General features: G+C 56.1%; 18 protein-coding genes. All 18 read left to right on the top strand.

The window, feature by feature from the left end; genetic code table 11:
• The 18 genes from ACFSKT_RS18930 (at nucleotide 1) to pheA (ending at nucleotide 15,930) form a co-directional block, all read left to right on the top strand.
• Nucleotides 1–1,032, top strand: a complete 1,032-nt coding sequence (locus ACFSKT_RS18930) for a rod shape-determining protein (RefSeq protein ID WP_377718776.1) — start codon at nucleotides 1–3, stop codon at nucleotides 1,030–1,032.
• A gap of 75 nt (nucleotides 1,033–1,107) precedes the next feature.
• Nucleotides 1,108–1,971, top strand: coding sequence for a rod shape-determining protein MreC (gene mreC / locus ACFSKT_RS18925; protein WP_377718641.1), 864 nt, complete (start codon nucleotides 1,108–1,110; stop codon nucleotides 1,969–1,971).
• Nucleotides 1,968–2,492 (top strand): rod shape-determining protein MreD, encoded by a 525-nt coding sequence (gene mreD, locus ACFSKT_RS18920; protein ID WP_377718642.1) that lies wholly within the window; start codon nucleotides 1,968–1,970, stop codon nucleotides 2,490–2,492. The genes mreC and mreD overlap by 4 nt, the downstream gene beginning before the upstream one ends.
• A gap of 68 nt (nucleotides 2,493–2,560) precedes the next feature.
• On the top strand, nucleotides 2,561–3,220 hold the full coding sequence (gene minC, locus ACFSKT_RS18915; RefSeq protein WP_377718643.1) for a septum site-determining protein MinC: 660 nt from the start codon (nucleotides 2,561–2,563) through the stop codon (nucleotides 3,218–3,220).
• 194 nt (nucleotides 3,221–3,414) lie between these two features.
• Nucleotides 3,415–4,206, top strand: coding sequence for a septum site-determining protein MinD (gene minD / locus ACFSKT_RS18910; protein WP_377718644.1), 792 nt, complete (start codon nucleotides 3,415–3,417; stop codon nucleotides 4,204–4,206).
• 6 nt (nucleotides 4,207–4,212) lie between these two features.
• Complete coding sequence (locus ACFSKT_RS18905) at nucleotides 4,213–5,385, top strand: FtsW/RodA/SpoVE family cell cycle protein (protein ID WP_377718645.1); 1,173 nt, start codon at nucleotides 4,213–4,215, stop codon at nucleotides 5,383–5,385.
• A 182-nt stretch (nucleotides 5,386–5,567) separates the two neighbouring features.
• A complete protein-coding gene (locus ACFSKT_RS18900; protein WP_377718646.1) occupies nucleotides 5,568–6,512 on the top strand; it encodes a peptidoglycan DD-metalloendopeptidase family protein in 945 nt (314 codons plus the stop codon).
• Nucleotides 6,505–7,389 carry a site-2 protease family protein gene (locus tag ACFSKT_RS18895; protein ID WP_377718647.1) on the top strand — a complete coding sequence of 295 codons (885 nt, stop codon included), beginning with the start codon at nucleotides 6,505–6,507 and terminating at the stop codon, nucleotides 7,387–7,389. Before ACFSKT_RS18900 ends, ACFSKT_RS18895 begins: the two co-directional genes overlap by 8 nt.
• 39 nt (nucleotides 7,390–7,428) lie before the next feature.
• A complete protein-coding gene (locus ACFSKT_RS18890) occupies nucleotides 7,429–8,679 on the top strand; it encodes an Rne/Rng family ribonuclease (RefSeq protein ID WP_377718648.1) in 1,251 nt (416 codons plus the stop codon).
• Between the two features lie 163 nt (nucleotides 8,680–8,842).
• Nucleotides 8,843–9,154, top strand: coding sequence for a 50S ribosomal protein L21 (gene rplU, locus ACFSKT_RS18885; protein ID WP_377718649.1), 312 nt, complete (start codon nucleotides 8,843–8,845; stop codon nucleotides 9,152–9,154).
• Nucleotides 9,155–9,168: 14 nt separating this feature from the next.
• Entirely contained in the window at nucleotides 9,169–9,507 is a 339-nt protein-coding gene (locus tag ACFSKT_RS18880; protein ID WP_377718650.1) for a ribosomal-processing cysteine protease Prp, read from the top strand.
• 13 nt (nucleotides 9,508–9,520) lie between these two features.
• Nucleotides 9,521–9,829: a 50S ribosomal protein L27 gene (gene rpmA, locus ACFSKT_RS18875; protein WP_377495326.1), complete on the top strand. Its 309-nt coding sequence runs from the start codon at nucleotides 9,521–9,523 to the stop codon at nucleotides 9,827–9,829.
• A 173-nt stretch (nucleotides 9,830–10,002) separates the two neighbouring features.
• Nucleotides 10,003–10,740, top strand: a complete 738-nt coding sequence (locus ACFSKT_RS18870) for a Spo0B domain-containing protein (RefSeq protein ID WP_377718651.1) — start codon at nucleotides 10,003–10,005, stop codon at nucleotides 10,738–10,740.
• A 13-nt stretch (nucleotides 10,741–10,753) separates the two neighbouring features.
• Nucleotides 10,754–12,076, top strand: a complete 1,323-nt coding sequence (gene obgE / locus ACFSKT_RS18865) for a GTPase ObgE (protein ID WP_377718652.1) — start codon at nucleotides 10,754–10,756, stop codon at nucleotides 12,074–12,076.
• 214 nt (nucleotides 12,077–12,290) lie between these two features.
• A complete protein-coding gene (locus tag ACFSKT_RS18860) occupies nucleotides 12,291–12,728 on the top strand; it encodes an ACT domain-containing protein (protein ID WP_377718653.1) in 438 nt (145 codons plus the stop codon).
• Between the two features lie 39 nt (nucleotides 12,729–12,767).
• A complete protein-coding gene (locus ACFSKT_RS18855) occupies nucleotides 12,768–14,054 on the top strand; it encodes a homoserine dehydrogenase (RefSeq protein WP_377718654.1) in 1,287 nt (428 codons plus the stop codon).
• Between the two features lie 26 nt (nucleotides 14,055–14,080).
• Entirely contained in the window at nucleotides 14,081–15,058 is a 978-nt protein-coding gene (thrB, locus tag ACFSKT_RS18850) for a homoserine kinase (RefSeq protein WP_377718655.1), read from the top strand.
• A complete protein-coding gene (gene pheA / locus ACFSKT_RS18845; RefSeq protein WP_377718656.1) occupies nucleotides 15,055–15,930 on the top strand; it encodes a prephenate dehydratase in 876 nt (291 codons plus the stop codon). The genes thrB and pheA overlap by 4 nt, the downstream gene beginning before the upstream one ends.
• Nucleotides 15,931–15,972 lie beyond the last annotated feature (42 nt).

Here is a 15,972-nt window from a genome sequence, read left to right as displayed (position 1 = left end):
ATGTTTGGTGGCTCCAAAGATCTTGGTATTGACTTGGGTACGGCGAATACGCTCGTATACGTAAGAGGAAAAGGCATTGTCGTCAGAGAACCATCCGTGGTTGCGCTGCGTACGGATACAAAAACGATCGAAGCGGTAGGTGAATCCGCCAAGAAAATGATTGGCCGCACGCCGGGGAACATTCGCGCGGTCCGTCCGATGAAAGACGGCGTGATCGCCGATTTTGAAACAACCGCAACGATGATCAAATATTTCATCCGCCAGGCGCAGAAAGCGCGCTCGGTATTCCCGCGCCATCCGAACGTCATGGTATGCGTGCCCTCGGGCATTACGGCCGTTGAACAACGCGCGGTGAAAGACGCGACGGAGCAAGCCGGGGCGAAAGAAGCCTTCACGATCGAAGAGCCGTTCGCGGCGGCGATCGGCGCCGACTTGCCGGTATGGGAGCCAACCGGAAGCATGGTCGTCGATATCGGCGGCGGTACGACCGAAGTAGCCGTTATCTCCCTTGGGGGCATCGTGACGAGCCGCTCGATCCGCGTGGCCGGCGACGAAATGGACGAAGCGATCATTCAATATATCAAACGCATGTACAACTTAATGATCGGCGAACGCACGGCGGAGCAGCTGAAGATGGAGATCGGCTCGGCGCTGACCATGGATCAGCCGCAATCGATCGAAATCCGCGGCCGCGATCTCGTATCCGGCCTGCCGAAGACGCTGCCGATCTCGTCGGAGGAGATTGCCGAAGCGTTGGCGGATACGGTGAACTCCATCGTCGAAGCCGTCAAGGTGACGCTCGAGAAGTGTCCGCCGGAGCTGTCGGCCGACATTATGGACCGCGGCATCGTCCTGACGGGCGGCGGCGCGTTGCTGCGCAACCTGGACCGCTTGCTGTCCCGCGAGACGGGCATGCCGGTCATCGTCGCGGAGAACCCGCTTGATTGTGTGGCGATCGGCACGGGCCGGGCGCTCGACAATATCGATCTGTTCAAGACGCGCGGAGGCCCGGTCTCCCGCTCCAAACGCTAACATCCGAGGCTTGTGCGGCTTGCCGGATGGAAGATAAGAATTATGGGCGGGTGAAAAGGAAAATTGTTTAATTGGATGCGCAACAGACGAATTATCGTGTTAATGATCGTCGTCGTTCTGTTCGTAGCGGTGATGGGATTTTCGATCGGGGAGCGGAAGAAATTAACCTGGCCCGAAAATTTCATCATGGACGCATCCGGCGCTGTGCAGCAATGGTTCTACAAGCCCGCTGGCTATATAGCGGGCTTCTTTGAAGATTTAGCGAATCTCCGCGGAATCTACGAGGAGAACGAAGAGCTGCGCAAGACGGCCGCGGCCTACGCAAGGGACAAGAGCAAGTTTAATAGAATGGAAGATCGGATCGCGCAACTAGAGAAGGCGTTGGCTTTCACCCAGCGCCAGCGTGAGATGAACAATTATGAATACATGATCGCCCACGTCATCGCGGTCAGCAACGATCCCTATAACCAGACGATCCGCATCGACCTCGGGTCGAAGGACGGCATCAAGCTGAATATGGTCGTCGTCACGACCGAGGGGCTCGTTGGATTGGTGAACCGCGTGGATCCGCTCTATTCCAATGTTATGCCGCTTACCGAATTGGACGAGAAATCGCCGGATACGAAGCTGATTGCCGCTACCGTGCTTGGACACGAGAAGGACGCCTTCGGCATTATCGACGGCTATAACCCGGAGACAGGCATGCTGTCGATGTCGCGGATCTCCGAGAGCTACAGACCCGTCAAAGGCGACACGATTATTACGTCTGGCTTGGTGAACGTGTTCCCGCAAGGGATGGTCATCGGAACGGTTGAATCCGCGCAGGTCGGCGATTTCGGTTTAACGTATACAGCCACGATTAAGCCTGCGGCGGACTTTGAGCACTTAACCGAGGTGCTGGTCGTGAAGGTGCCGGACGTGGAGGAGCTGGCCAAATGAGCATGACGCGCATTGTTATCGTCATGCTGCTGTTTTTTTACGCGGAAGGGACGATTTTTTATTGGCTGCTTCCCGACGCGTGGACCAGCCGGCTCGTGCCGCATTTCGCGCTCGTGTTTGCCCTGTTTGCCGCATTATACAAGAATCGGTATGCCGCTCTTTTCCTCGGCTTCGGTTTTGGTTTGCTGCAGGATATCGTGTTTTACAATAATATTTTGGGTGTGCATGCCTTTGCTGGCGCGGCCGTCGGCTATTTGACGGGACTGTTGGTGGAGCGTCGGCGCAGCACGCTTCTGATGGCGCTCGTCGTCGTTGGATTTGCGACCTATGTGTATGATACGATCGTGTTTTTCATTTACCAGGTGTTCCGATTGAATCATATGGCCTACGATTGGGCGCTTATCAATCATATCTTGCCGAGTTTGTTCCTCCAATTCGGCTTCGCGCTTCTTATGTACATCCCGGCAAGGCGCTGGTTCGAATGGAATGGCGCGAAGAAATCCGAGGAGGAAGAAGAATAGAAGCATGCAAGCAGGAATCGCCGCATCTTGGAAAGAATCGTATACTAGAGAGAGGGGGAGGGACGGGCGTGACCGAGAAGCAGCATATTACGATCAAAGGCGTAAAGGAAGGGCTCGTTTTCCTTCTAGATGACGCCTGCGATTTTTCCTCACTGCTAGCGGAGCTTCAATATAAACTGGAAAAGTCGCATCAACAGCTGCTGACAGGTCCGATCGTTCACGTCCATGTCAAGCTAGGCGCGCGCGTCGTGACGGATGAGGAGAAGGAACAGATTCGTTCGCTTATCCGAGCAAGAGGCAATCTGCTCGTGCAATCGATCGAGGGCGAAATCCCTCCGCAGCAGGAAGTTTCATCGAGCGAGAATCTTAAGATTTTAACGGGCATCGTCCGATCCGGCCAAACGATCGAGCATGACGGCAATCTGCTCTTGATGGGGGATTTAAATCCCGGCGGTTCTCTGCTGTGCACAGGGGATATTTACGTGCTGGGTGCCCTCCGCGGCATGGCCCATGCCGGCAAGGACGGAAGGAACGATGCCGTTATCGCCGCTTCCATGCTGAGACCGACCCAGCTGCGCATTGCCGACGTCATCAGCCGTCCACCGGACGAATGGATGTCGGGTGAAGCGATGATGGAATTCGCGTACTTAAACGAGGGCGTCATGCAGATTGACAAAATGGCGCATTTAAACCGGCTGCGCAAGGAACCGATCCTGTTCAAGGTATAGGTTTAATTCGGAAGCGGCGCATGGCTTGAAGAATAACGGCGTCAGCCGTTTCACCTTGAAATACAAGCATTTATAGGTTGACGCTTATTAAATTATCTTGTATTTCTCCGGAATGAAACGCGCAACGCCACTACAAGACGGCGTCAGCCGTTTCACCTTGCAGGAGTGAATAAGGCAAGTGGGGAGTGTCTGTCATGGGAGAGGCAATTGTAGTGACATCAGGCAAAGGCGGCGTCGGCAAAACGACGACATCTGCCAATTTAGGTACAGCGCTGGCTCTGATGGGCAAGAAAGTGTGCATGGTGGATACCGATATCGGTCTTCGGAACCTCGACGTAGTCATGGGACTGGAGAATCGGATTATTTATGACCTCATTGACGTGGCGGAAGGACGCTGCAGGTTGAATCAGGCGCTTGTCAAGGACAAGCGGTTCGATGAACTGTACATGCTTCCCGCGGCGCAAACAAAGGATAAGCACGATATTTCGCCCGAACAGGTGCGCGATATCGTGCTTGAACTGAAGAAGGAGTACGATTTCGTCATCATCGATTGCCCGGCCGGCATTGAACAGGGCTTCCGCAACGCCATCGCGGGCGCGGATAAAGCCATTATCGTCACGACGCCGGAAAATGCGGCCGTTCGCGACGCCGACCGCGTAATCGGATTGCTGGAGCAGAGCGGCATTCAAGCCAGGCTTATCATCAATCGCATACGCGCGAACATGGTGCGCTCGGGCGAAATGCTCGATATCGACGAAATTTGCCAAGTATTGGCCATCGATTTACTGGGCATCGTGCCGGATGACGAACGAGTCATCAAAGCGGCGAATGCCGGCGAGCCGACGGTCATGGATCCTTCTTCCCGCGCCGCGATCGCCTATCGCAATATCGCTCGCCGAATTCTCGGCGATATGGTGCCGCTGATGCCGCTTGAGGACAAGTCCAGCGCCTTGAAGCGGTTCAGGAAGTTTCTCGGAATGGGATGATCGGATTTGCTCGATAAATTAAAGAAAATGGACTGGGGCATCGTGCTGCTCTTGCTCGTGCTGATGGTCGTCAGCACGCTGCTCGTGCGAAGCGCCACCTATGGCGACCCCCAGTTCAAAAGCTATGACGTCAAGACGCTAATCTTTTACGGCATCGGCTTTGTGGTCATGGTCTTGGTCACGTTGTTCGATTACCGCATCCTCTTGAAAATATGGGTGTACCTGTACGTATTTGGCATCATCCTGCTCGTGGTCGTGTATTTGACGGCTCCAGAGATTAACGGCGCGAGAAGCTGGTTCCAGCTGCCCGGTGGACTGAATTTCCAGCCGGCGGAGATGGAGAAAGTCATTTTAATCATCACGATCGCCTTCTTGATGGGTCGCAGGCAAGGCGATCCGCTCCGGGTTCGACAAGATCTGCTGCTGATCGCGGCCTTCTCGTTCGTGCCATTCGTGCTGGTCATGATTCAGCCGGATCTCGGTAACGCGATTATTTACCTGGTTATCGTGCTCGGGATGCTCTGGATCGGCAATGTACGCTATACGCATGTCTTGTTGGGTCTGACGATCGTAATCGGGAGCTTGGTGCTGTTCGTCTTTATGTTCAACCAGTACAACACGGAAATCAAAAATTTCCTGGTCGAGAAGGAAAAGACGCACTGGTACGAACGGATCAACGGCTTTATTAATCCGGACAAGGCGTCGGACAAGGAAGTGTACCAAGCCAATAAGGCCAAAATCGCGATCGGCTCGGGCGGCTTAACCGGAGACGGCTATATGAAAGGGGATTCCAAAAACCGGAAGTTTATCCCCTATCCGTATTCGGACGCGATTTTCGTCGTAGTAGGCGAGGAGTTTGGCTTCCAAGGGGCCGCGATCGTCCTGCTGCTGTATTTCTTGCTTATATACAGGATGATTCTTATCTCCTTCCAGTGTTACGATATACGCGGATCGTTCATTATCATCGGGATCGTATCCATGTACGTGTTCCAAATCTTCCAGAATATCGGCATGATGATCGGCTTGATGCCGATTACCGGTATTACGCTGCCCTTCATTAGCTACGGCGGTACGTCGCTGCTGCTTAACATGATGTGTATTGGGCTCGTCTTTAGCGTGAAAGCCCATCAGGAGAAATACGAGCTCGACCATATTGCCGTTCAGCGGAAAGCCCGCTGAACGGTTTTTTTTGCGCGCGATTCAATTGACACCCAACAGGCTCATGGCTGTTTCCGTCCGAACATATCTCGTCCAATTCGTTCATATATATGAATGCGAACAAGCTTGCGCATCGCAAGGCTGGTCGCGATATAGCCAAGCGGCAAAGTCCGCAGATGCCGGGCTAATGGGGGGATGGAAGCATGGATACGAGGAACGGCGTGAAACAGCGTCGTCAAGAGCGGATACGGCGAATTATGGAGCAGGAGGCGCGCGAAGCGCTGCCGACGCCGCACGATGAGATCGCAAGCGGCCCATACAATCTGCTGCCAAAGACCGCCTGGACGGGATTGACGCCTGGAGCAGCCGACGAGAAAACGACGTCGCCAGCCCATTTGGATCCGGAGCTCGCATGGAAAAAAAGGCCGAATCCATGGGAATCCGAGCCTTCGTGGGGAACGGTCACGGCACTCAAGCCTGCGCGAGGCGGCACGGAGGCGCAGCCACCGGCGTCCGGCGACGGTTCCGGGCCGCTATTGCGGGCTTTTTTCATACAAAGCATGGTGGCTGGCGTGCTGTTCGTCATCCTGTTCGCGATGGCCCAGTCGGAACACCCGGCCGCCCAGCGAGGCAAGGCCATCGTAACGGCGGCTCTGACGGACACGATCGACTTTCAGGTTGCCGCGTCGTGGTATGAGCGAACGTTCGCCGGTACCCCATCGTTTATACCGCTTTTCCGCGCCAAAGACGGAGGGACGGTGCAATATACGGAAGGGACGATCCAACTGCCAGTGGTAGCGCCGATTACGGGCGGGACGATCGTGCAGTCGTTCGCCCAGACGTTATCCGGCATCGACATCGCCGTGAAGGACGGCGGGAACGTCATGGCGTCGGAAACGGGACGCGTCTCGCTCGTGACGGAGAACGGGGAGAGCGGGAGAACGGTCGTCATTCAACACGCTAACGGGCGGGAGACGATCTACGGCAAGCTCGCCGAGGCTCAAGTGGCCGAGAGCGATTGGGTGGAAGCGGGACAGGACATCGGTACCCTGCAGGCGGCGGGCGGCGACGGTACAAGCATGCTGTTTTTCGCCGTCAAGGAGAAAGGCCGGTACGTCGATCCCGCAGACGTAGTTCCGTTTGATTAAGTGGAAGGGAACAGTCTGGACCGTTCATCCGTTATTCGTGCTGATCATGCTCGCTTCGGTGGCGACCGGTTATTTTACCGAACTGCTGACACTCTTCGCACTCGTGTTCGTCCATGAGCTCGGTCATGTAGCCGTGGCCAAAGGGTTCGGTTGGACGGTGCGAGAAGTGAAGCTGCTGCCGTTCGGCGGCGTGGCGGAAGTGGAAGACGGCAGCGGCGTGCCGGCGAAGGAGGAGGCGATCGTCGCGATAGCCGGTCCGCTTCAGAACGTCTGGATGGCCGCCGCGGCTTGGGGACTGGGTCAGACAGGGCTTTGGAGCGAGGAATGGTCGCAGTATGTCATCTCGGCGAACGCGATCATCGCGCTGTTCAATTTGCTGCCGATCCTGCCGCTTGACGGCGGCAAGCTGATGAACGCGCTGCTCAGCCGAACGACAACCTACCACCGGACGCTGCGCATCGGAGCGCGCGTAAGCCTCGTTTTAAGCGCGGGGATGGTCGTGTTCGCGGTTTTGCCATGGCTGCATGGCGGCCAGACCGGCATTCAGCCTAATTTGCTCGTCGTCGGCCTGTTTCTCCTCTTGACCAATTGGACCTATAACCGACATATCCCGTTTCTATTTCTCCGCTTCCTCACCAGCAGGGGACTATCCGCGTCGCGTCACTTGACCAAAGGCGCATGGGCGCTGCCGATCATCGTTTCGAAGGCCCATACGATCGCCTCCGCGCTCCGATTGTTCAAGCGGGACAGCTACCATCTCATCGTCGTCATGGAAGAGACGGGGCAAATTCTCGCCGTCTTGCCCGAACAGCAGCTCGTGAACGGTTACTTGGAAGATGGGAAGCCCGATCGTGCAGTTTTGGAGCTTTTCATGTAATATAGGAGTAACAATGGGCATGACAGGTGGTTGGATAACATGAAGCAAATGCTCGTGCACGGCAGTCAGGACGCGCTGCAGACGGCTATCGTGCAGAATGGTCATCTCGTCGAATTCGACATGGAGAAAGGCGACACCACCGGCAGGCTGGTCGGGAGCGTCTACAAAGGGAAAGTCATGAACGTGCTGCCGGGCATGCAGGCGGCGTTCGTGGATATCGGGCTGGCTAAGAACGCCTTCTTGTATATCGACGACGTGCTGCATCCGCATCTGGAGCGGCAGCCCAAAGAGAAACCGCCGATCACGGATTTACTGTCGCATGGACAGGAGTTAATCGTGCAAATCGTGAAGGAGCCGCTGGGTGGCAAGGGCGCGCGCGTCACGACGCATTACTCGCTGCCTGGTCGTTTCCTGGTGTACATGCCGCACGCCGATTATATCGGCGTCTCCAAGAAAGTGGGCAGCGAGAGCGAACGGACAAGGCTGCGCCTAACCGGCGACGAAATCCGCGAACAGGGAGAGGGCGTTATTTTGCGCACGGCCGCCGAGGGCGAGGCGAATGCGGCGCTTGACGCGGACATCACCTTGCTTCGCGAGCGCTGGCGCGATATCGAACGCCGGGCGGCCAACAGCGCGGCGCCTTGCGAACTGCACAGGGAAGCAAGTCTTCCGCAGCGGCTCGTACGCGATTTTTTGTCCGCGGAGACGGACGAGATCTGGATCGACGACCGGAGAAGGTACGCGGAGATGGAACAGCTGGTTAAAGATATGGCGCCGGCAATGCTGCCTAGATTGAAGCAATACCGTCATCCAGAACCGATGTTTGACCGGTATCGGATCAAAGCGCAGCTAAATGAGGCGTTCGAGCGGAGAATCCGGCTTGGAAGCGGCGGCGATCTCGTGTGGGATACGACGGAGGCGTTGACCGTCATCGACGTCAATACCGGCAAGTATGTCGGGACAAGCGATCTGGAGGATACGGTGTTCCGCACGAATATGGAAGCGGCCGAGCAGATCGCCAGATTGCTCCGCCTTCGCGATACGGGCGGAATCATCATCATCGATTTCATCGACATGGAGTTGGACAGGCATCGCGAAGAAGTGCTGCAGCGGCTTGAAACCTTAATCAAGCAGGATCGGACGAAATGTCAAGTCGTCGGGTGGACGAAGCTCGGCCTGCTCGAGCTGACGCGCAAGAAGGTGCGGGAGACAGCGCATACCCAGCGTATCGAAGCGTGCAGCGTGTGCAAAGGCAAGGGGAAAGTGCCTGCCGCGCCAATGCTCACGTAGCGAATATTAGGGTTGCGGCCTATGCGCCGATTATGCTACAATACTATGGTGCGTATGAGAGCTGGTCTTTTCATCCACATATACCGCGCAGACCAGGTATAAGCTTGCGGGCGATCCGCGACACCTGTATCAGGCGAGTCTTCGAAAATAAGGAGGTGCACCCATGTACGCAATTATCGAAACTGGTGGCAAGCAATACAAAGTCCAAGAGGGCGATGTGCTTTACATCGAGAAACTTGACGCAGCAGAAGGCGGCAGCATCACGTTTGACCGCGTCCTCGCGGTTTCCAGCGAGAACGGTCTGGTGACAGGAACTCCGGTTGTTTCCGGCGCATCCGTATCCGCAACTGTTGAGAAGCACGGCAAAGGTCAGAAAATTATCGTCTACAAATACAAGGCGAAGAAAAACTACCGCCGTAAGCAAGGTCATCGTCAACCGTACTCCAAAGTAACGATCGGCAAAATCCAAGCTTAATTGCGGGATTTGGCATGATTACCGCTACTTTCGTCCGGTCGGCCGAGGACAACCGAATCGTTTCGTTCGCGATTTCTGGACATGCTGATTATGCGAAGCGCGGCAAGGATATTATCTGCGCAGGCGTTTCTACCGTTTCGGTAGGCACCGTGAACGCGATTGAAGAATTAACCGGCGTCGAGCTGCCGGCTTCCATGCGAAGCGGATGGCTGCAGTCGGTGATTCCGCTTCAAGCGGACGATACGGTTAACGAGCGAATCCAACTATTACTGGAATCGATGCGAGTGATGCTTGCTTCGATTGCGGTTTCCTACGGAAAATATGTTGAAGTTCGTGAACAAATCGACACATGAAGGAGGGAATACCATGTTGAAACTGAATCTTCAGCTCTTCGCTTCGAAGAAAGGCGTAGGTTCCACGAAGAACGGTCGCGACTCGCACTCCAAGCGCCTTGGCGCTAAGCGCGCAGACGGCCAAGCGGTAACGGGCGGCAGCATCCTCGTTCGTCAACGCGGAACGAAAATTCACCCGGGCAACAACGTGGGCATCGGTAAAGATGACACGCTGTTCGCACTGGTGGATGGCGTCGTGAAGTTTGAACGTTGGGGACGCGATCGCAAAAAAGTGAGCGTGTATCCAATCGAAGTTGCTCCAGTTGCGGCAGCAGTGGAGTAATATCGCCCAAACCGCCCCGGTCCTGCTTGCAGGGCCGGGGTTTTTTGCCCATATCCGGACGCTGCGCGACGAGGCGCAAATCGCACTCCGAACGACGTGCGGGAGTGAACTTTGCGCCTCGTCGTGCTATACTGTTTAAGCTAAGGAAAAGACAGGAAAGTAGGACAGTGTGCATGAGTCGCTTATCATCGATTAAGCTATATGCGGCTGCATCCGTGTTGCTACCTGCAGCAGCCGTACTGATTTGGCGGTCCGAGCTTTGGCTTCTGGCCGTATTCGTAGCGTGGTCCATGCTGGCGGCGGCCTTATGGATCGTGGCAGAACGCAAGGAACAGGAACAACGGCACGCGAGAATGACGCATGCGCTGCAATCGGCATCGGTGCGAACGCTTAATCATCATCGACATGACTGGATGAACGACTTGCAAGTGCTGTATGGGTACATAAGGATGGGGAAGACGGATAGAATGGTGCAATATGTGGAACAAATAAGAGAGAGAATGAACGAAGAGAGTAAAATTGCAAGACTCGGCGTTCCTTCACTGATTGCGTTCATTCAATCCTTCCGCACGTTGACGCATTCCCTCCAGCTGGATGTACGCATAGAAGGCGAATTGAACTTGACTGAACTGTCAATCGATCACGATCGGTTTGCGGAAGCTATTATGGAGCTTATTAACTTATACCGGTTTGCCATCAAACCGTCTAGCGGAGAGGCGGCCAAGCTATCGCTCGCGTTCGAGCGCGAGGAGAAAGCGTTGCTGGTCACGTTCCGGTTAAGCGGGGAACTGAACGACCCCGCCCAGTGGCAGCAGGGTTGGAAGCAGCGGGTCAAAGGCTCGGGTCTGGCGCCGGCCGGATCGGAGCAGAGCCCGGCGTGCTTGCACCTGCAGGCGAAGCTCGCACATTGAACGGAGGACATACATGTTTGTAGATAAGGCCAAAGTATTTGTAAAAGGCGGCGACGGCGGAAACGGGATCGTTTCCTATCGTAGAGAGCTTTACGTCCCTAACGGAGGACCGGCGGGCGGCGACGGCGGCCGGGGCGGCGACGTCATTTTCGTCGTGGACGAAGGACTGCGCACGCTGATGGATTTTCGCTATCAGCGCCATTTTAAAGGCGAACGCGGCGAACGCGGCAAAGTAAAAGGGATGCACGGCGCCGGAGCGGAGGATATGTACGTTCGAATCCCGCCGGGCACGATTATCATTGATGAAGATACGCAGGAAGTCATCGCCGACATGACGCGCAACGGTCAGAAGGTCGTCGTAGCGAAGGGCGGACGCGGCGGACGCGGGAATATGCGGTTCGCGACGGCGAAGAACCCGGCGCCGGATTTCGCTGAGAACGGCGAAGAAGGCCAAGAACGCTGGATCACGATGGAGCTGAAAGTCATGGCGGACGTCGGCCTGGTCGGTTTCCCGAGCGTCGGCAAATCAACGCTCCTCTCCGTCGTCTCTGGCGCGAAGCCGAAGATCGGCGCATACCACTTTACGACCTTAACGCCGAATCTCGGAGTCGTGGACGTAGGCGACGGCCGCTCGTTCGTCATGGCGGATTTGCCTGGCTTGATCGAAGGCGCGCATGAAGGCATCGGTCTTGGCCACGAGTTTCTGCGCCACGTCGAGCGCACGCGCGTTATTTTGCACGTGATCGATATGTCGGGCTCGGAGGGACGCGACCCGTTCGAGGATTGGATTAAGATCAACGAAGAATTGAAGCTCTATAATCCGATATTGGCGGAGCGTCCGCAGATTATCGTGGCGAACAAAATGGATATGCCTGATGCCGAAGCGCAGCTGGAGCTTTTCAAGGAACAGCTGAAGGAATTCGGCGGTGAGATCGAATACGACATCATGCCGGCCTCCTCGCTGACGAAGCAGGGCGTGCAAGAACTGCTGTACAAAGCGGCCGACGTGCTGGCTACCGTACCGGAAGCACCGCTCATCGAAGAGGTTAAGGAAGTCGCGGAACGCAAAGTGTACACGATGGAGAAAAAGGAAGACGACACCTTCACCGTACGCCGCGAGAACGATTGGTTCGTCGTCGAAAGTCCGGCGGTGGAGCGCATGATGAAACGGATCAACCTCAATACGTACGACGCGGTTATGCGGTTTGCGCGCACGCTGCGTAAGATGGGCGTCGACGAGGCGCTGCGCAAAATCGGCGCAAAAGACGGCGATCTGGTTCATATCGGCGAATTCTCCTTCGAGTTCTTCGAAGGCACCGATTATTTCTACGAATAAACACGCTGCGGCTGGAGGCTGCTGCGCAAGGCTCCATGATGGACGGGCCGGGCGCAGCAGCCTTTGTCGTGAATCAGGGGAATTCCTGCGAGTATAAAACCGGATGTGCCGGGAGCAGATGCGACGGTTTTGTCGAAGCCTATTGCCGTCGCCTCATTTATCCGCTATAATGTCCACTATAAGTGAACAGTTGTCTTTATTGGGAGGACGAAACATGCCGGAACGCTATTTTGTCGTCCGCGAGGATATTTTGCCGGAAGGAATCGTGAAGACGATTCACGTCAAAGAGATGCTGCAGCGCGGCGAAGCGGCTACCGTCCATGAAGCGGTGGAGCGGGCGGGCTTAAGCCGCAGCGCCTTTTACAAATATAAAGACGGCGTATTCCCGCTCAATCAGCTGGACAGGGAACGAATCGTAACCATATCGGTCGACCTGGAGCACCGCGCCGGCATTCTATCCAAGGTGCTTGGACTTGTGGCCGGCTCGGAGGGCAATATTCTGACCATTCATCAGTCCATACCGCTTCAGGGCTTCGCGAACGTGGTCGTGACCGTGGATACGTCGCCTATGAGCAGCACGCCGATCGAGCTGGTAGACTCGCTGCGCAAGCTGCCTGGCGTGCGCAAGGCATCGATCATCGGACAAGGATAGAACCGAGAGACAATTTTGAATCAGATGGAGGAGAACCCTATGAAACCTGTTAAAGTAGGCCTGCTTGGGCTAGGTACCGTCGGAACGGGCGTCGTTCGCATCGTGGAAGGACATCAGGAGGATTTGCAAAGCCAAGTCGGGTCTCCGATTGTGATCGAGAAAGTGCTTGTACAGAACAAAAGTAAAGCGCGCAACATTAGCGTAAGCGCGGATAAACTGACCGAGGATCCATGGGAGATTGTCAACAACCCGGACATCGACGTCATCGTCGAAGTGATGGGCGGGATCGAAACGACCAAGACGTACATTCTCGAAGCGCTCTCGCGCGGGAAACATATCGTCACGGCGAACAAAGATCTGATGGCGCTGCATGGTCCCGAAATTTTAGCGAAGGCTCACCAGCACGGCTGTGACGTACTCTACGAAGCGAGCGTCGCAGGCGGGATCCCGATCATTCGGACGCTGATCGAAGGGTTCTCCTCCGATCGGATTACGAAAATCATGGGTATCGTGAACGGCACGACGAACTACATCCTGACTAAAATGAGCCAGGAAGGCGCGGACTATGCGGACGTCTTGAAAGAAGCGCAAGCGCTCGGTTACGCGGAAGCCGATCCGACCTCGGACGTGGAAGGGCTCGATGCTGCGCGTAAAATGACCATTCTCTCGACGCTCGGCTTCCGCGCGAACGTGGCGCTGGAGGATGTGGACGTGAAAGGCATCTCGTCGGTGAGCCGCGAGGACATCGCCTACGCGAAACGGCTCGGCTACGAAGTGAAGCTGCTCGGCATCGCGGAGCGCCAGGATGATTACATGAGCGTGAGCGTCCAGCCGACGATGGTGAAGAAGACGCATCCGATCGCTTCGGTGAACGGCGTGTTCAACGCGGTGTATGTACACGGCGAAGCGGTGGGCGAGACGATGTTCTATGGACCGGGCGCGGGCGAGCTGCCGACGGCGACATCGGTCGTGGCGGACTTGGTCGCAGTCGTAAAGAATCTGAAACTCGGCGTGAACGGCAAGCAGCTCGGTTTGACGTACAAAGAGAAGAAACTGAAGACCGATGAGCAAATCGCGTCTAAGTATTACCTGCTGCTTCATGTCGACGACCGCGCCGGCGTGCTGGCTCGGATTACCCAATCCTTTGCCGAGTACGAGGTGAGTCTCGAATCGGTCGTCCAGCAGCCGAATCCGAATCATCAGGAAGCCGAAATCATTATCATTACGCATGACGCCAGCAAGGCATCGGTCAACAAAGTGCTCGCCGCGTTCGAATCCATGGACGTCGTAAAAAGCGTGAAGAGCGTTTACCGCGTCGAAGGCTAGCGTGGAAGATGAAAGGTGAACACACGATGAGTGATAGACACGTACTTGTTAGAATACCCGCTAGCACGGCGAACTTGGGACCGGGCTTCGATACGCTCGGCATGGCCTTATCCTTATATGCTTGGTTGGAGCTGTCGGTTCCCGCTGACGGCGAGACGGTTATCGATCTGTACGGAGACGGGCTGGATGGCGTGCCTCTGAATAAATCGAATCTGATCTATAAAGTCGCGCAGCGCGTCTTCGACGAAGCCGGCGTCCAAGTGCCGGAGCTGCATATCTCGATGTACAGCGAAATTCCGCTTACACGGGGGCTCGGCAGCAGCGCTTCCGCGATCGTCGGCGCGCTTGTGGCCGCTAATGCTTTGATCGGCAGCCCGCTGACCGATGACAGGCTCTTCCAGATTGCGACCGAACTCGAAGGCCACCCGGACAACGTCGGCGCTTCGTTGTTCGGCGGCATCGTCGTCTCGGCATGGGACGGCGCTCGCGCGGAACAAGTGCGCCTCGAGCCGCATGCGGATATGGACGTACTGGTCGCGATCCCGAATTTCCAGCTGTCCACCGAGAAGGCGCGGCACGCGCTGCCATCGGAAATTTCCATGAAGGATGCGGTCTTCAACGTCGGGGCCAGTTCGCTGCTCGTAGCCGCGTTTGCGAGCGGACGGCTGGAGTTGATCCGACATGCCATGCGCGACCGTCTCCATCAGCCCTACCGAGCACCGCTCATTCCGGGCATGGCGGAAATTTTGGATCGGGCCTGCGAATACGGAGCGCTCGGCGCCGCGCTCAGCGGAGCCGGACCGACGCTGCTCGCGCTCGTTGAAGCGGGTAGTCCGAACAAACGCGAATTGGAGCGCTTTTTGAAAGAGACGCTTAGCGCGCAAGGGATAACGGCTGAATTGAGATGGCTGCGTCCGGATGCGCAAGGGCCGATCGTAACGATGAGCGAAGACGCGCATGCGTCGGCATTCATGGACCGGATCAAAGGAGAAAGAACGGCATGACCAAAATCGCACTGCTGCCGGCGGGCTCCGTGTCCGACGAGGCGGCAAGATATCTGTTCGAAGGGCAGGAGGCGCGGTACGACCACCACAAGCTGATCGCGAACGTCTTCCTGTCGACGGCGAACGGCACGACGGATTATAGCATCATCCCGATCGAGAACACGATTGAAGGCTCGGTCACGTTACATACGGATTGGCTCGTGCACGAAGTGGACTTGCCGATTCAGGCGGAGTGGATCTACCCTTCCATTCAAAACCTTATCAGCCGTAAGGAAGAAGTGACGGATGAAGGCGATAAGCTCGACTATGGGCGTATCGTGAAGGTGCTCAGCCATCCGGTTGCCATGGCACAATGCTTGCAGTATTTGCGAGAGCATCTGCCCCATGCGGAACAGGAGCATGTCAGCAGTACGGCGGAGGCCGTTCGGATCGTTCGCGACAACCCCGGTAAGGGGTGGGCGGCGATCGGGACGACCATCGCAGCGGGAAACAACGGGCTCGATATTCTGGAGCAAGGCGTGACCGATCACGACAACAATTTCACCCGGTTCCTGCTCGTCGGCAACCGCCCGTTCACCGATCGGCCATCGGACGTGCAGAAGACCAGCATTCTCGTGACGCTGCCGGAGGATTTTCCGGGCGCGCTCTCCCAGGTGCTGTCCGCATTCGCTTGGCGCCGGATCAACCTCTCCCGAATCGAATCGCGCCCGACGAAGAAGAAGCTCGGGACGTATTATTTCTTTATCGACATTAACATGTCGCTCGACTCGGTGCTGCTTCCGGCGGCCATTGAAGAAATCGAAGCGCTTGGATGCCAGGTTCGCGTACTCGGCAGCTATCCAAGTTTTACGTATCCGATCGTCGAAGGTTAGCTTACCGACGCGATCGTCATCGACCACGCTTATGCGAGGTCC

The sequence above is a fragment of the Paenibacillus xanthanilyticus genome (assembly GCF_042682185.1).
GTDB lineage: Bacteria > Bacillota > Bacilli > Paenibacillales > Paenibacillaceae > Paenibacillus_Z > Paenibacillus_Z xanthanilyticus.
Note: the sequence above shows the minus strand (reverse complement) of the source record. Positions and strands in the feature narration are given on the sequence as shown.

Bases quoted from the DNA above. Each gene is read 5' to 3' on its own strand.
- ACFSKT_RS18930 (WP_377718776.1), top strand. From the start codon at position 1: ATGTTTGGTGGCTCCAAAGATCTTGGTATTGACTTGGGTACGGCGAAT.
- mreC (WP_377718641.1), top strand. From the start codon at position 1,108: ATGCGCAACAGACGAATTATCGTGTTAATGATCGTCGTCGTTCTGTTC.
- mreD (WP_377718642.1), top strand. From the start codon at position 1,968: ATGAGCATGACGCGCATTGTTATCGTCATGCTGCTGTTTTTTTACGCG.
- minD (WP_377718644.1), top strand. From the start codon at position 3,415: ATGGGAGAGGCAATTGTAGTGACATCAGGCAAAGGCGGCGTCGGCAAA.
- ACFSKT_RS18900 (WP_377718646.1), top strand. From the start codon at position 5,568: ATGGATACGAGGAACGGCGTGAAACAGCGTCGTCAAGAGCGGATACGG.
- ACFSKT_RS18890 (WP_377718648.1), top strand. From the start codon at position 7,429: ATGAAGCAAATGCTCGTGCACGGCAGTCAGGACGCGCTGCAGACGGCT.
- rplU (WP_377718649.1), top strand. From the start codon at position 8,843: ATGTACGCAATTATCGAAACTGGTGGCAAGCAATACAAAGTCCAAGAG.
- ACFSKT_RS18880 (WP_377718650.1), top strand. From the start codon at position 9,169: ATGATTACCGCTACTTTCGTCCGGTCGGCCGAGGACAACCGAATCGTT.
- rpmA (WP_377495326.1), top strand. From the start codon at position 9,521: ATGTTGAAACTGAATCTTCAGCTCTTCGCTTCGAAGAAAGGCGTAGGT.
- ACFSKT_RS18870 (WP_377718651.1), top strand. From the start codon at position 10,003: ATGAGTCGCTTATCATCGATTAAGCTATATGCGGCTGCATCCGTGTTG.
- obgE (WP_377718652.1), top strand. From the start codon at position 10,754: ATGTTTGTAGATAAGGCCAAAGTATTTGTAAAAGGCGGCGACGGCGGA.
- ACFSKT_RS18860 (WP_377718653.1), top strand. From the start codon at position 12,291: ATGCCGGAACGCTATTTTGTCGTCCGCGAGGATATTTTGCCGGAAGGA.
- ACFSKT_RS18855 (WP_377718654.1), top strand. From the start codon at position 12,768: ATGAAACCTGTTAAAGTAGGCCTGCTTGGGCTAGGTACCGTCGGAACG.
- thrB (WP_377718655.1), top strand. From the start codon at position 14,081: ATGAGTGATAGACACGTACTTGTTAGAATACCCGCTAGCACGGCGAAC.
- pheA (WP_377718656.1), top strand. From the start codon at position 15,055: ATGACCAAAATCGCACTGCTGCCGGCGGGCTCCGTGTCCGACGAGGCG.